General features: G+C 52.9%; 13 protein-coding genes. 1 reads left to right on the forward strand and 12 read right to left on the reverse strand.

The annotated features are described in order from the left end of the window. Window positions 1-225 precede the first annotated feature (225 nt). The 4 genes from tuf to rpsO all read right to left on the reverse strand — a co-directional run bounded on the left by tuf (window position 226) and on the right by rpsO (window position 4,967). Window positions 226-1,416 (reverse strand): elongation factor Tu, encoded by a 1,191-nt coding sequence (gene tuf / locus EGT51_RS10485; protein WP_125577222.1) that lies wholly within the window; start codon window positions 1,414-1,416, stop codon window positions 226-228. Between the two features lie 198 nt (window positions 1,417-1,614). Then, window positions 1,615-2,553, reverse strand: a complete 939-nt coding sequence (locus tag EGT51_RS10490; RefSeq protein ID WP_135368658.1) for a hypothetical protein — start codon at window positions 2,551-2,553, stop codon at window positions 1,615-1,617. Window positions 2,554-2,623: 70 nt separating this feature from the next. Continuing rightward, complete coding sequence (locus tag EGT51_RS10495) at window positions 2,624-4,492, reverse strand: ribonuclease J (RefSeq protein ID WP_135368659.1); 1,869 nt, start codon at window positions 4,490-4,492, stop codon at window positions 2,624-2,626. Window positions 4,493-4,697: 205 nt separating this feature from the next. Then, on the reverse strand, window positions 4,698-4,967 hold the full coding sequence (gene rpsO / locus EGT51_RS10500) for a 30S ribosomal protein S15 (protein WP_125577216.1): 270 nt from the start codon (window positions 4,965-4,967) through the stop codon (window positions 4,698-4,700). A gap of 278 nt (window positions 4,968-5,245) precedes the next feature. On the opposite strand from rpsO, the gene rpsT reads away from it, so the two are divergent. After that, the gene (rpsT, locus tag EGT51_RS10505) at window positions 5,246-5,500 is read left to right on the forward strand and encodes a 30S ribosomal protein S20 (RefSeq protein ID WP_135368660.1); all 255 of its coding nucleotides are present in this window, start codon (window positions 5,246-5,248) and stop codon (window positions 5,498-5,500) included. 357 nt (window positions 5,501-5,857) lie between these two features. On the opposite strand, the gene holA is transcribed toward rpsT, so the two are convergent. The 8 genes from holA to EGT51_RS10545 form a co-directional block, all read right to left on the reverse strand. Continuing rightward, entirely contained in the window at window positions 5,858-6,886 is a 1,029-nt protein-coding gene (gene holA, locus EGT51_RS10510) for a DNA polymerase III subunit delta (protein ID WP_135368661.1), read from the reverse strand. Continuing rightward, a complete protein-coding gene (locus EGT51_RS10515) occupies window positions 6,883-9,141 on the reverse strand; it encodes a DNA internalization-related competence protein ComEC/Rec2 (RefSeq protein ID WP_135368662.1) in 2,259 nt (752 codons plus the stop codon). The genes holA and EGT51_RS10515 overlap by 4 nt, the downstream gene beginning before the upstream one ends. Further along, the gene (locus EGT51_RS10520) at window positions 9,141-9,620 is read right to left on the reverse strand and encodes a ComE operon protein 2 (RefSeq protein WP_125577210.1); all 480 of its coding nucleotides are present in this window, start codon (window positions 9,618-9,620) and stop codon (window positions 9,141-9,143) included. The genes EGT51_RS10515 and EGT51_RS10520 overlap by 1 nt, the downstream gene beginning before the upstream one ends. A gap of 47 nt (window positions 9,621-9,667) precedes the next feature. Next, a complete protein-coding gene (locus tag EGT51_RS10525; RefSeq protein ID WP_135368663.1) occupies window positions 9,668-10,375 on the reverse strand; it encodes a ComEA family DNA-binding protein in 708 nt (235 codons plus the stop codon). Between the two features lie 294 nt (window positions 10,376-10,669). After that, window positions 10,670-11,719, reverse strand: a complete 1,050-nt coding sequence (locus tag EGT51_RS10530; RefSeq protein WP_135368664.1) for a SepM family pheromone-processing serine protease — start codon at window positions 11,717-11,719, stop codon at window positions 10,670-10,672. Continuing rightward, on the reverse strand, window positions 11,720-12,205 hold the full coding sequence (gene coaD / locus EGT51_RS10535; protein ID WP_135368665.1) for a pantetheine-phosphate adenylyltransferase: 486 nt from the start codon (window positions 12,203-12,205) through the stop codon (window positions 11,720-11,722). It lies immediately after the preceding gene. Next, window positions 12,202-12,765: a 16S rRNA (guanine(966)-N(2))-methyltransferase RsmD gene (gene rsmD, locus EGT51_RS10540; RefSeq protein WP_135368666.1), complete on the reverse strand. Its 564-nt coding sequence runs from the start codon at window positions 12,763-12,765 to the stop codon at window positions 12,202-12,204. The genes coaD and rsmD overlap by 4 nt, the downstream gene beginning before the upstream one ends. Beyond that, entirely contained in the window at window positions 12,762-13,055 is a 294-nt protein-coding gene (locus EGT51_RS10545; protein WP_135368667.1) for a YlbG family protein, read from the reverse strand. The genes rsmD and EGT51_RS10545 overlap by 4 nt, the downstream gene beginning before the upstream one ends. Window positions 13,056-13,058: the final 3 nt, after the last annotated feature.

The raw sequence follows: 13,058 nt of genomic DNA on the forward strand, positions 1-13,058 counted from the left end.
AACTTCCACTACAGAATACAGATTGAATTCAATATTCGGGTCCAAAAAAGAGGCCCAATTCGTAAGTGAATTGAACCTCTCAAATTCTCCCCATCAACACCGGTTGACAAAGAGCCATTGAAAACGTGGCCGGTCAACCGACCCCCGTACCATTTTTGGCCAAAACAAAAGGGCCCGAAAAGTTAACTTTTCGACCCCTCTTGCAGATACGCTAATTAATTAAAATTAGTCGTCAATTTCCGTAACGGTACCGGCACCAACGGTGTGGCCACCTTCACGAACAGTGAACTTCGTACCCTTTTCAATGGCAGCTGGTTGGATCAGTTCAACAGTGAACGTCACGTTATCACCAGGCATAACCATTTCTACGCCATCAGGCAATTCGATAACACCAGTGATATCAGTGGTGTGGAAGTAGAATTGTGGACGGTAGTTTGAGAAGAATGGCGTGTGACGGCCACCTTCTTCTTTGCTCAAGATGTAGACTTCACCCTTGAACTTTTCGTGCGTTTGGATCGAGCCTGGCTTAGCCAAAACTTGACCACGAACGACTTGTTCACGGTTGATCCCACGAAGCAAAGCACCGACGTTATCCCCGGCTTCACCAAGGTCCAACGTCTTCCGGAACATTTCAAGACCGGTAACAGTCGTCTTCAATACGTCGTCATGTAAACCAACGATTTCAACTTCGTCACCAATCTTAACAGTCCCACGGTCGATACGGCCAGAAGCAACAGTCCCACGACCAGTGATCGTGAAGACATCTTCAACTGGCATCAAGAATGGCTTGTCGTTTTCACGTTCTGGCGTTGGGATGTAATCGTCAACGATATCCATTAAGTGAAGGATAACCTTTTCTTGTTCTTCGTCGCCTTCAAGAGCCTTCAAAGCTGAACCACGAACAACTGGAATATCGTCACCAGGGTAATCGTATTCAGACAACAGCTCACGAACTTCCATTTCAACTAAGTCAACCAGTTCGTCATCGTCAACAAGGTCAGTCTTGTTTAAGAAGACAACGATGTATTCAACACCAACCTGGCGAGCAAGCAAAATGTGTTCACGGGTTTGTGGCATAGGACCATCAGTAGCGGCAACAACCAAGATAGCACCGTCCATTTGGGCAGCACCAGTGATCATGTTCTTGATGTAGTCAGCGTGTCCTGGGGCATCGATATGCGCATAGTGACGCTTTTCAGTTTCGTATTCAACGTGGGCAGTGTTGATCGTGATACCACGTTCACGTTCTTCTGGAGCAGCATCGATATCAGCGTAATCTTCGGCCTTTGCTAAACCTTTGTCAGCAAGTACCTTAGTGATTGCAGCAGTTAACGTCGTTTTCCCATGGTCAATATGGCCAATAGTACCAATATTTACATGGGGTTTAGTTCTTTCATAATGTTCTTTTTCAGCCATTAATGAAACCCTCCTGTATTTTATCGCAAGTGCAACCCGTCTTCCGAAGAAAACAAATCACCCTTTGCGTAAAATTATACTACTTCTTTTCAGAAAGGGAAAGCTGGAACCCTCCCAAAAAAGAATCCTTGACCAGTATATATGCTGAAGAATTATTTGTAAACTAAAATTTCACTCATTTTCGAGTTTTTCCGGATTTTAATGGTCAATTGCGCCGAAAAGTTCAGCCATATAGCGGTTCAGCGTCGTTTGCCAGCTTTGCATGGTTTTTGTGTCTTGGTCGCTGAGGGTCGTCGTCAGCGGCAACCCGGCGATGGTTTGGACCCAAGCAACCGGTGACGTGATGACCCGATCAATAAACGGATACAGCATCATCAGCTGCAGAGTCACCGTCTGTTGTAAATTCGCTGCCAACATGGGATCCATTTGTCCCAAATCATTTTGCAAATACGCTTGAATGGCCCCGGCCGCCTTGCTGGCATTGACCGGCTGAAGTTCGCCGGTGTCCACCGGATAGACCTGGTCATCAAGCCAATGGAGCTTCACGGTCTGTGTCACGTGCAAGCGCATCAGTCCCTCCAACAAATCAGCACGCAAAAGCGGATGCAAGAAGGGATCGACTAACAGATACTGGACCCCCTGCAAGTATAGCGCTAGCGGTAACTGCCGGGCCCGTTCCAGGCGCTGGCGCTGCTCGTTAAAGGGCACGTCACCTAAGTGATAAAATTGTTTGGCGATGACTCGCTGGGTGGCGGCCAGCTCCGTGGTGGCCGCGGCTTCGGCAGCTTCCACCTGGGTCAAGCCCCCCGCCCGCCAACTATCCGCTTGCGCGACCTGACAAAATTCCCGGGCAAAAATAAATTGTTGGTTCTTCAAGGCCACGTCCAGTCGCAACTGAAAATGCTGCGCAGAATCCAAATAAACCGGATCCTGTTCGGCGGCATATTGTTCGGCTAACAGGTACTTTTGGTCATGGTAGAGACTGGCGACCAAATAGCGGTTCAATTCTGGCGTTTGCTGGTCGTGATACAGCGTTTCAAACAGCGCACTGGCTGTTGACCAGCGACGGTCGTCAAAGGCCGCTACGGCCCGTTTAAAGGCATTATCCCGGGCGGCAGGACTGGAAAAATCTGACATGGTCGTTTCCTCCTAAAAATAGAGAAGCCAAAACGGACCACACCCGCGACTTGCGGTTGGCCCGTTTTAATTAAGCTTTTTTCTCGGCCGTAGCGGCGGGTTTCTTACTGTGCCGGCGCTTCCGGTTACGATGTGGTTTGTTGGCAGTGGCCGGTTGGTCGGACTTGGCCGCCTTAGCCGGTTTCTTGGCCTTATTCTTGTTTTTGGCCTTCGCTGCTGGCGCCGATGTCGCGGCCTTACCGTTTTCCTTGGCCTTGCCGGTGCTGCGGCGATGATGTTGATTGACTTCCATAATGACCGGTAAGATCACTGGCCGCCGGTGCGTTTGCTCGAACAAGTAGTGGCTCAGGTGTTCACGCACGTCTTGTTTCAAATGGCCCCAGTCAAATTCCTTGTTGTCTAGGTTATTTTGAACCGCCTTGCGAATGATCTGGGCACTTTCTTGCATCAGATCTTTGTTGGCCTTCACGTAAACGAAGCCCCGCGACGTAATCTTGGGATCAGCGACGATCTGTTTCTTCTTGCGATCGATCGTCACGACCGCGATAAAGATACCGTCATCAGCCAAGACTTTCCGGTCACGTAAGACGATATTTCCGATGTCACCAACGCCGATACCGTCGATCATGGTATCCGTGACGTCAATGCCTTCGCCCAGGCTCATTTGGCCGTCGGCATAAGTCAGCACATCCCCTTTGGCCAAAATAAAGATGTGGTCGGCCGGCATTCCCAATTCCAACGCAGCATTGGCGTGCGCATTTAATAACCGGTATTCCCCTTGAATGGGAACCAAATATTTCGGTTTCAACAAGTTCAGCATTAATTGTAAGTCGCGCTTATAGGCGTGACCCGATGAGTTCAAGTCATCCGAAATGGCTTTGACTTCGCCACCGGCCCGGTAGATCATGTCACGGGTCTGGGCCACGGTCGTATCCATGGCGTGAGATGGCGTGGTCGTGATGTAGACCAAGTCGCCTTCTTGGATGTTCAAATCCTTTTCTTGCTTGTTGGCCATGCGTTGTAAGGCCTTGATGGGTTCGCCCATCTTCCCGGTCTGTAAGATGACCGTCTCGCCCGGCTCTAGGCTATCCAATTGTTCTGGCGTGACCAGTAAGTCATCGGCAAAGACCAATTTGCCCAGCTTCATGGCCGTGTTCACGATTTTTTCCAAATCTTGGCCCATCAGGCACACCTTGCGGCCAGTTTGTTGGGCGGCGTCAAAGACCTGTTGAATCCGCAAAATATTCGACGCCACACAGGCCACGATGACCCGGCCGTTTTGGTAATGGAACGTTTCTTCAATATCTTCGGCAATCGTTTGTTCCGACGCATTCATGGCCGGATTTTCAGCGTTGGCGGAGTCACTCAAGACGGCTAAGACCCCGGCTTGACCGATGGCCCCTAACCGCGCGTAATCCGTTTGATAACCAGTCTTAGCCGTTTGGTCAAACTTAAAGTCCCCGGTGTAGATGATTTGGCCTTCATCCGTCTTCAAGTCGATCCCCAGCGATTCTGGAATCGAGTGGGTCGTGGAGAAGAAGGAAACGACCACGTCACCGAAGTCGATTTCGGTCTTTTCATCAATTACGTGGAAATCATCGTAGCCCTTCACGTTGGGTTCAGCGGCAACGCCAATTTTAGCCAAGGCAATCGTCATTTCTGACCCAAACACGGGAACGTTGAACTCACTCAAAAAGTAAGGCAGCGCACCAATGGCATCGGCATGGCCGTGCGTCAAGAAGACAGCGACGATCCGCTCCTTATTTTCGCGAAGGTAGGCCCAATCGGGAATGACCACGTCGATCCCCAAAAGTTCATTTTCCGGATACTTTAACCCACAATCTAAAATGTAAATTCCGCCGTTAACATCGACGGCGTACATGTTCTTCCCGTTTTCGCGAACACCGCCAAACGGGATAATCTTAATCTTTGCACTCATAAGTTCACCTCAAGAATCTTCGTATAGTTTTAACAATCCTGACCAATACCGTCAGCATTTTCTGCTGGGTCACAAAGCCCAGATTCGTCCATAATTAAATCTTTCTCCATTCTACCATACTTTAGCGGTGAGCAGTACTAAGATAACAATTGGGCAAAAGAAAAAGCCCCCAGCCAGGATTGGCCAGGGACTCCGGTGCGGCGAATTAACGACGCAGACCTAAGCTCTTGATTAATTCACGGTAACGTTGAACGTCAGTCTTCCGTAAGTAAGCTAATAAGTTACGACGGTGACCGATCTTCTTCATCAACCCACGTTGTGAGTGGAAGTCTTTCCGGTGTTGTTGCATGTGAACGTTGATTTCGTTGATATCAGCGGTCAAAACGGCAACTTGGACTTCAGTAGAACCCGTGTCACCTTCGTGACGAGCGTATTGCTTGATGATTTCGTTTTTCTTTGCTTGACTAATAGCCATGGTAAATATACCACCTTTCAAATAAGTGCCCGAAACTGAGTAAGTCGGCAGTGGCCGCCAGGCGAACTAAGTTAGGGGTTTGTGCCGCAGCACAGTTATCTACTATACGGGACTTTGGCTAAAAGTGCAAGTCTTTTCCCATTAACGCCTATCAAGTAAAATTACTTTACATTTATCTCGACTAGCTATTGCATTCGGTCCTAGCCTTCTGTATAATAACATACGTTGAAATTAAGATTTCCGGTACTAAGGATTTCTCATTCGGAGGTGAAATTTTCATGCCAATTATCAAATCAGCAATCGAACGTGCCAAGACTAACGTTAAGGCTAACGAACGTAACTCTGCACAGTTAAGCGCTATGCGGACTGCCGTTAAGCGTTTTGAACAAGCTAAGACCGCTGGTGCCGACAACGCGGAAGACTTATTCCGCCAAGCTAGTGCCGCAGTTGACAAGGCTGCTTCAAAGGGCTTGATCAAGCGGAACAAGGCATCTCGTGACAAGTCACGGATGGCTGCACGTTTAGCTAAGTAATCAATTAATCAAAACGATTAGATGATGCAATCAGGAGGTCGACCAATTTGTGGTCGGCCTCCTTTTTTGTAAAACCGCCCATGAGTCGTTGCCCTTCGCGAAATCTATCAATCAAAAAAGGACTAAGATCAGTGCCACCCATGATGGTTGCGGCACTGATCTTAGCCTTTTTACTGCTCTGAAAGTTGAAAGAAGGAAATTAGTTGAAACGACTGTTAGCAGGCGATTCATGGCGTCAAAAATAGTCGTTTACAGCCACCGGATAAGAACTCGTCGCCTACCGTTAATTAACACAGTGCTGCCTGGTTTCATCAATTTTAGATGTCAGAACACCATCATTACGGCGACCAACTTCCCCTAAGCCACCTGTCCGGCAAACTGCGTCATAAACAGCGAAAACAGCATTTCCGGGTCCATAGTCGAAGACTTCATCTGCTGTTCGACGCGAAAGAGCCCCAGGTAGGCACGGTTCAGGTCGGTCAGTAAAAACCGCCGTTGACTCTGCAAGGCCAGCTTGATGCGGTACGGGTGGACCTTGAGAATACTGGCCAGCTTGCCTTGGCTGTATCCCTGCTTGGCCAAGACCTTGGTCTGAATCAACAGGCGGAATTGCCCCTGCAAGATGGCATTGATCCGCAAGGGTTCTTCCTTGGCCTGTAAGAGCTCGCGGTAAAGCGTCACCGCCCCCGCCGTATTCTTGGCCAAGACTCGGTTGACCAGGTCAAACACGTTTTGCGTCAACGTCTGGGTCACCAGCCCGGTGACGGCGTCGCGGTCGATGGTCTTTTGCGGCAAGGCAAATAATTCCAGCTTGGGCAATTCACTCATCATCAGCGTCAAATCGGCATCCGTACGCTGAATCAGCTCGTTTAAAGCGGCCGGTGCCATGGTGTAGCCGTCTTGTTTCAACTGGTTCGTCACAAATTGGCGGACGTCGCGCTCGGAGAAATTGCCGATTTCAATCGTCGTCGCCACTTTTTTTAACTGCTTGCTGACCTTCTTGCGGCCGTCTAATTTTTCATACGGCGCAAAGAAGACTAGCACGGTGCTGGGCATCGGTGACCCCAGGTACGTCTGCAGGCTGTCGATGTCGTGGTCGACCTTTTGTTTCTTGGTCTCCCCCGTTAGAAATTGGGGATTGTCGATGCACACGACCCGGCGTTCCCCAAAGAACGGTGCGGCCATGGCGTCATCGAGCGCCACTGCCAGTGGGACCGTATCCATGTCATAACTGGCAAAATTCATGGCCTGTTCTTCGGTTGGGACGACCTGCTTGAAGCCCGCCTTGAGTCGGCGCTGTAAATAATCCGCTTGCCCCAAGATCAGGTACACATTGGCCAGTTGTCCGCCCGTCTTTAATGTTTTTAAGAGTTCCGTAATTGTCACGATTCGTGTGCCCCTTTAAGTTTAGTTTGCCAATAGCCCTGCGCGCCGCGATACGTGTAGCGAATCATCCCACTGGTCTGGGTACTGACCGCGGGGACGTTTTGTTCTCGCAATGTCGCCAGCGTTTCCGCATTGGGATGGCCGTAGCGATTTTGCCGGCCAGCGGAAATAATCGCCCAGCGTGGCCGCAGTTGCGCAATAAATTCGGGCGCAGAGGCCGTCTTACTGCCGTGATGTCCTAATTTTAACACGTCGGTACGCAGCTGCGCATCCGCCGCCAACATTTTTCGTTCACCCGCCTGGTCCAAGTCGCCCATGAACAGAAAATTCAGGCCGCCAAAGGTCCCCTGCAACGCCAGCGAATTCTCATTTTCCGCCGGCGCGGCGTGATCCGGGTGCCGCACCAATAGTGGCAAAGCCTGCCCCGTTTTGATGGGAACCACTGGGGGGAGTTTGCCCGCCAGTTTTTGTTGCCAGGCCGGCTCCGCCTCCATCCCCGCCGGAACCAACAGACGCTTGACGTGAAGCTCCTGCAAGAAAGCCAGCAGATCGCCGATGTGGTCCGCATCGTGGTGGGTCAAATACAGATCGTCTACGTGATCGAGACCGCGACTTTTCAGATAATTGATGTTGGTCCGTAGTGCCGCATAGCTAGGCGGTGTCTTGGGGACCCAGTCTGGCTGGCGAAAGCCCAAGCGTCCGCCGGTATCGATCAAACTGACCCGCCGATTGAAGGGCTCGCGAATCAAAATACTGTCGCCCTGACCCACGTCAAAGTAAGTCACCTCACCGCTCAACGGCAAGTGAATCGCCCCGTAGACCAGGCCGTAACTGGCCAGTAAGCCGATCAGCCACTTGCGGCGATGTTGCGGTGGCCGGGTGAACAACCACCAGGTCCCCGCCAGCCACAACCAGGCCACCCACCAGGCCGGCTTGCCAAAAGGCACGTTGCCCGGCAGTCGCGCGAACCAGGCCAAACCGGCATCGAATTGTTGCAGCGCCCAGGCACAACCGCGACTGATCACGGGCAGCCAGGGATGAAGTACCGTCCCCACCAGCGTCAACGGCAAGATGAGTACGGGAAATAACGGAACCACCGCCCAATTGGCGAGTAGTGTCAGGCTGTGCCACTGAAACACGCCCGTCAACAAGCTGGGCAAGCCTAGCAGAGTCAGACCTCCCTGCCGCCAGGCGCGCGATTCCTCACGCAATAAAATGAGCCCTAACGACAAACCGTAACTCAACTGACTGCCCAACTCAAATAAGAGTCCGGGATTCACGAACACGCCGATCAACAGTGCCATTGACCAGGCATCCAGCGTACTGATGGGCCGCTGGCACCGTTTACCTGTCAGCTGGACGCCCCGCATCAAGCAGGCCCGGAGCACCCCACTGCCGCTACCAGCCAAGATGAAGTAGGCCGGCAGCCCCAAAAGCATCCCCCATTCCCAGTGCTCGCGTTGGATGCGCAGATGCACGCACACCCACTCGACGGCCGTCAGTAACAGCGCCACGTGCATGCCGGAGATGGCAAATAAGTGCAACAGCCCCAGCCGCTGCATCCCCTGTAGTTCAGTCATGGTCTCCGCAGCTTTGGCCCCCGGCAACAGGCCTAGGGCGTATACCCGTAGTGCCCCGGGGAGCCGTTCGCAGTAATGGATCAGCCACGCACGCCACCCGTGCCACCAGTCGCTAAACCAGCCCCACCACCTTAAAGGAGCGGCCGTTCGGTGGGTGACGCTGGTCAGCTTCAAGGTGTTAACAATGCCGCGATGACGCCAATATGCCGCGCCATCGAATTGATTGAAGTTGGTCGCGGGCAAGATGCCCTGGACCTGACCGCTCACTTGCCACAGCGTGGGCCGGGTCAGGTGCTGCAACGTCTGCAGTTCGGCGGCCGACTTGGCCACGCCACGCACGGTCAACCGTTCACCGGTCTGGCTATTTTGACCAACGAAATAATACATCGCCCCGCGCACCGCAACAGCATCCGGTTGGACCCGCAAGGTCGCGGTCATGGTCCGGGCCACGTCGAAGGGCAGTTGCCGTTGCGTCAGCTGGTGGTCACGCCACAGCCAATACCCCCCAAACAGCCCCAAGAGCAACAAGGTCACCAACCAGGTCGGCCGGTGATGCAGCGTCCACACGCGCACCAACACCAACAAGAGGAGCCCGCTGCCGGCCCAGGGATGTCCGCTCAACGCCACACTGAGTGCCAGGACCGGCAATACCGCTAAGAAGCCGTGGTTCGCCACTAATCCTGTTTAGGTTGGTCCAACGGCAAGGTCGCCAGCAAGGCGGGATCCACCGTGACCTGATTCAATTCGACGTGCTTCAAGGCGATCAGCTTTTGGGCGTACGGGTCATTGTGGTAATTGCGCATGTAGGTGATCTTACGAATCCCCGCTTGCAGTAACATTTTGGTACACTGCAGGCACGGAAAATCCGTGACGTAAATTTCGGCGCCATCCGTGGCCTCGCCAAACTTGGCACACTGTAAAATGGCGTTCATTTCCGCGTGAATGGTCCGCACACAGTGACCATCGACGATGTAACAGCCCTCATCCAAGCAGTGGTCATCGCCCGAAACAGAGCCGTTATAGCCCGCCGCAATGATCCGCTTATCACGAACCACCGTCGCCCCGACGGACAGCCGGTTGCAGGTACTTCTGGTGGAAATGACTAACGCCTGTAGCATAAAGTATTGATCCCAAGGAATTCGTTCGCGTTTCACGTTGATTACCCCTTTGCAAATTTTAGTTTTAAGTATACCACCAGTCATTAAGTGGTGAGTTGATCTTGTAAATTAGCAACGGTTTTTTCGCCGAAGCCGGGCACCTGCGCGAGGTCCGCCACCGTCTGGAAACTGCCGTGTTCCGTACGATAGTCCACGATTTTTTGCGCTTTCTTCGCCCCCACACCGGTCAATTGTTGCAGGTCGGTCACCGTGGCCGTGTTCAAATTGACCACGGTCGCGCTGCCACTGCCACTGCTGGCCGCCGACCCACTACCGGTTGCGCTGCTACCAACAGTCGCGTTGCCACTCGCGGCCGCTGCGGGGCGTTTCTCCCCCTTCAACGGCAAATACAATTGTTGTTGATCCGTCAGCCGCGTTGCGAGATTGATCTGTTGGCGGTCAGCCCGGTCGACCAGGCCCCCAGCAGCTTTAATGGCATCCGCCACCCGCATCTCCGCCGTGAATTGGTAGAGTCCGGGATGACGGACCGCCCCTTGAACATCCACAAAGACCCGGGTATCGTGACTGCTGGCCTGACTGGTGGCCGTCGCCTGGGTCTGCGCACCGGTAGCATGCGATTGACCACTACTGCTGGTCGTCGCCGGTGGAATCGCAGCGGGTAAGGCCGCGGGCGCCGGTTGACGCAACAGTAGCCAACCGCCGATCACCAAAACGCCCAGTACCCCGACTAGTCCCAATACCTGTTGCTTCCGTGGCAAGGTCAGCCACCATTCCTGAATTTTTTGTCCCATCACATTGCCCCCTTTACGGTTCAACTCCGTAAAAATGGGCCAGATATTTTTTAATTTGGTTATTTTTTTCAAAAATAGTGGGTGACAACGCCATGAACCGGACCGACTGCGTCCAAACGAAAACGAGCCCGGGGACAAAACCTCCCGGGCCCGTTTTCTTCACCTTGACATAGCTGAAACGGACGTCAACAGACAGCCAGCTTCGGCTCACCAAATCATCCAAAGACTAAGATTCTTCGGTGACCAGCCTTAATGTTCACCGGCTAATCGCCTGCTAGCCCACACTTCTCAACTCTAATGGTGTGTTTCTAAATATTTCACGGCGTCACTAAAGGTCTTCACCGGCACAACCTTCATGTTCGGCGCGTATTTCTTCGCGGTCGCCTTCGCCAATTGGTAATTGGTTTGGTGATGCTCCTCATACTTCAACAGGAGCTTAGACGGTTTGACGTAGGGCGCAAAGAAGACGGTGGCGCCCGCCTTTTTGGCCGCGACGATTTTCTTGTCGATACCGCCGATTTCACCCACGTTGCCGTCACCATCGACCGTTCCGGTACCGGCGATCTTTTGGCCGTGACGCAAGTTCTTGCCGGTGACCTGCGTGTAGATCTGCAGGCTAAACATTAAGCCCCCGGATGGCCCCCCGATTTGACCGGGATCAACCGTGACCTTAGGCTTGGCAGTGACCTTGACGTTATCGGTTAGGGTGATGCCAATGCCCGCCTTCTTGGTCGGCAACCGCATCAACTTGCGGGTGGCGTGCCGCGTCTTCCCATTATGCTGATAAGTAATCGTTGCGGATTGGCCCACCTTTTGGCGTTGAATGTAGTGTTGGTAGCCGACCATAGAATTGAAATGACGGCCGTTCACCTTCGTCACGGTATCGCCCACCCGCAAGGTTCCGGCAAACGGCGATTTGTCATCCACGCTCAAGACGTAAATGCCCAAATACTGCCGTTTGACCGACTTATGCGCCGCTTTATAGGCCGTATAGATCGACTCATTGATGGCGCTTTGCATGTAGAAGTCCTGCACCTTGTCGTAGGTGGCGTTGCTCTGGCCACCGGTCACGTCGTCCACACTTTCAATGCTGTAAATGGGATTCAGCTTGGCGTACAAATAGCTGACCGGCCGGGCCTGTGACAGTGCGACTGAGGTAATCATGTATTTGCCGGCGTGCTTGTCGGGATGACCTGGCATGCTGACAAAGGTCTTTAAATTGTCGGCCTCGCCCGGTCCTTCGATGTACTTGGGCAACGGCAGGAAGAAAAAGGCCAATACCAACAGCGTGAGGCCGACCGTGATAATGATTTGACGCCATTCACGTCGCGTAAATTTGCCCATCTACTGGTCACCTGCCAGTCGCGCAACCATGGCGTGCGCCACGACTGGGGGAACCAGGTTAGTGAGGTCGCCACCGAAGCGGGCCACCTCCCGTAAGAGGCTAGAGGAGACAAATTGATACTGAGGCGCGGCCATCAGGCACACCGTGTCCACGTTGGCATCCAGCGTGCGGTTCATCCCCGCAATGCCCTGCTCGTATTCAAAGTCCACGCTATTGCGGATACCCCGGACCAACACGGTGGCGTGGCTGGCCCGCATAAAGTCTACCGTCAACCCACTCTCGACGCGTACCGAGACGTTGGCCATGTCACGGGTCGTCTCCTCGATAAAGGCCACCCGTTCGTCGGTGGTAAAGACGCCGCGCTTAGAGGTGTTCTGGCCAACCGCCACAATCAGGTGGTCAAAAATTTTGCTGGCCCGCGTGATCAGGTCTAAATGGCCGTTGGTCAACGGGTCAAAACTTCCTGGAAAGACTGCAATCGTCACTCGTCTTCACTTCCTAACCCATAAATCGTCAGTTCGGTAATCCCATAATCGCGCCGTTCGATGAAGTGAAAGCCCTCGATATTATCGGGCAATTGGGCCTTTTGGTCCGTCTCACACACGATGCGCGCCGTGGGTGTCAACAGGTGCAGCTCTCGTAGCCGGGTCATTTGGGCCACGATCTTTTGTTGGGCGTACGGCGGGTCAAAGAAGACCAGATCAAATTGGTCGCCGCGGTCGGCCAACTCCTGAACGGCCCGATTGGCGTCGCGCTTTAAAATCTCAAAGCGTTCTGGCACCTTGGTCACGGCCACGTTGTCCTGAATCGTCTTGATGGCGGCATATTGCCGGTCGATCAAGACGGCCTGGTCAATGCCCCGTGAGACGGCTTCAATGCTCAGACCGCCCGATCCGGCAAAGAGGTCCAGACTTCGCCCGCCATCAAAGTACGGGCCAATAATGTTGAACAAGGCCTCCTTGACCTTATCCGTGGTGGGCCGGGTCGCCATACCAGGCACGGCCTTTAACCGCCGGCCCCCAAAGTCACCTGCTACAATTCTCATTCATCATCATCCTCTGTCTCTGATTGCTTATCTGCGGCCATTTCTTCGGCCACGCCGTTAAATGTTTCACTGATCTCTGGTCGTTTTGAGGCCACCACGCGTTTCACGAACCGTAGCTTGCCCAATTGTTCGGCCAAACTGGCCACGTCTGCTTGATTGACGTATAACACCACGTAGCGCATCTTCTTGGACACGTACATCACGGTGCCGTAGCGCTTGAGCTGACGCGTCTGTTTCAGACTATACGTGTACACAATCAGGCTCTGACGTGCTTGTATTTCAAATGCCATGGT

The organism is Levilactobacillus suantsaiihabitans (genome assembly GCF_004745505.1).
Lineage (GTDB): Bacteria > Bacillota > Bacilli > Lactobacillales > Lactobacillaceae > Levilactobacillus > Levilactobacillus suantsaiihabitans.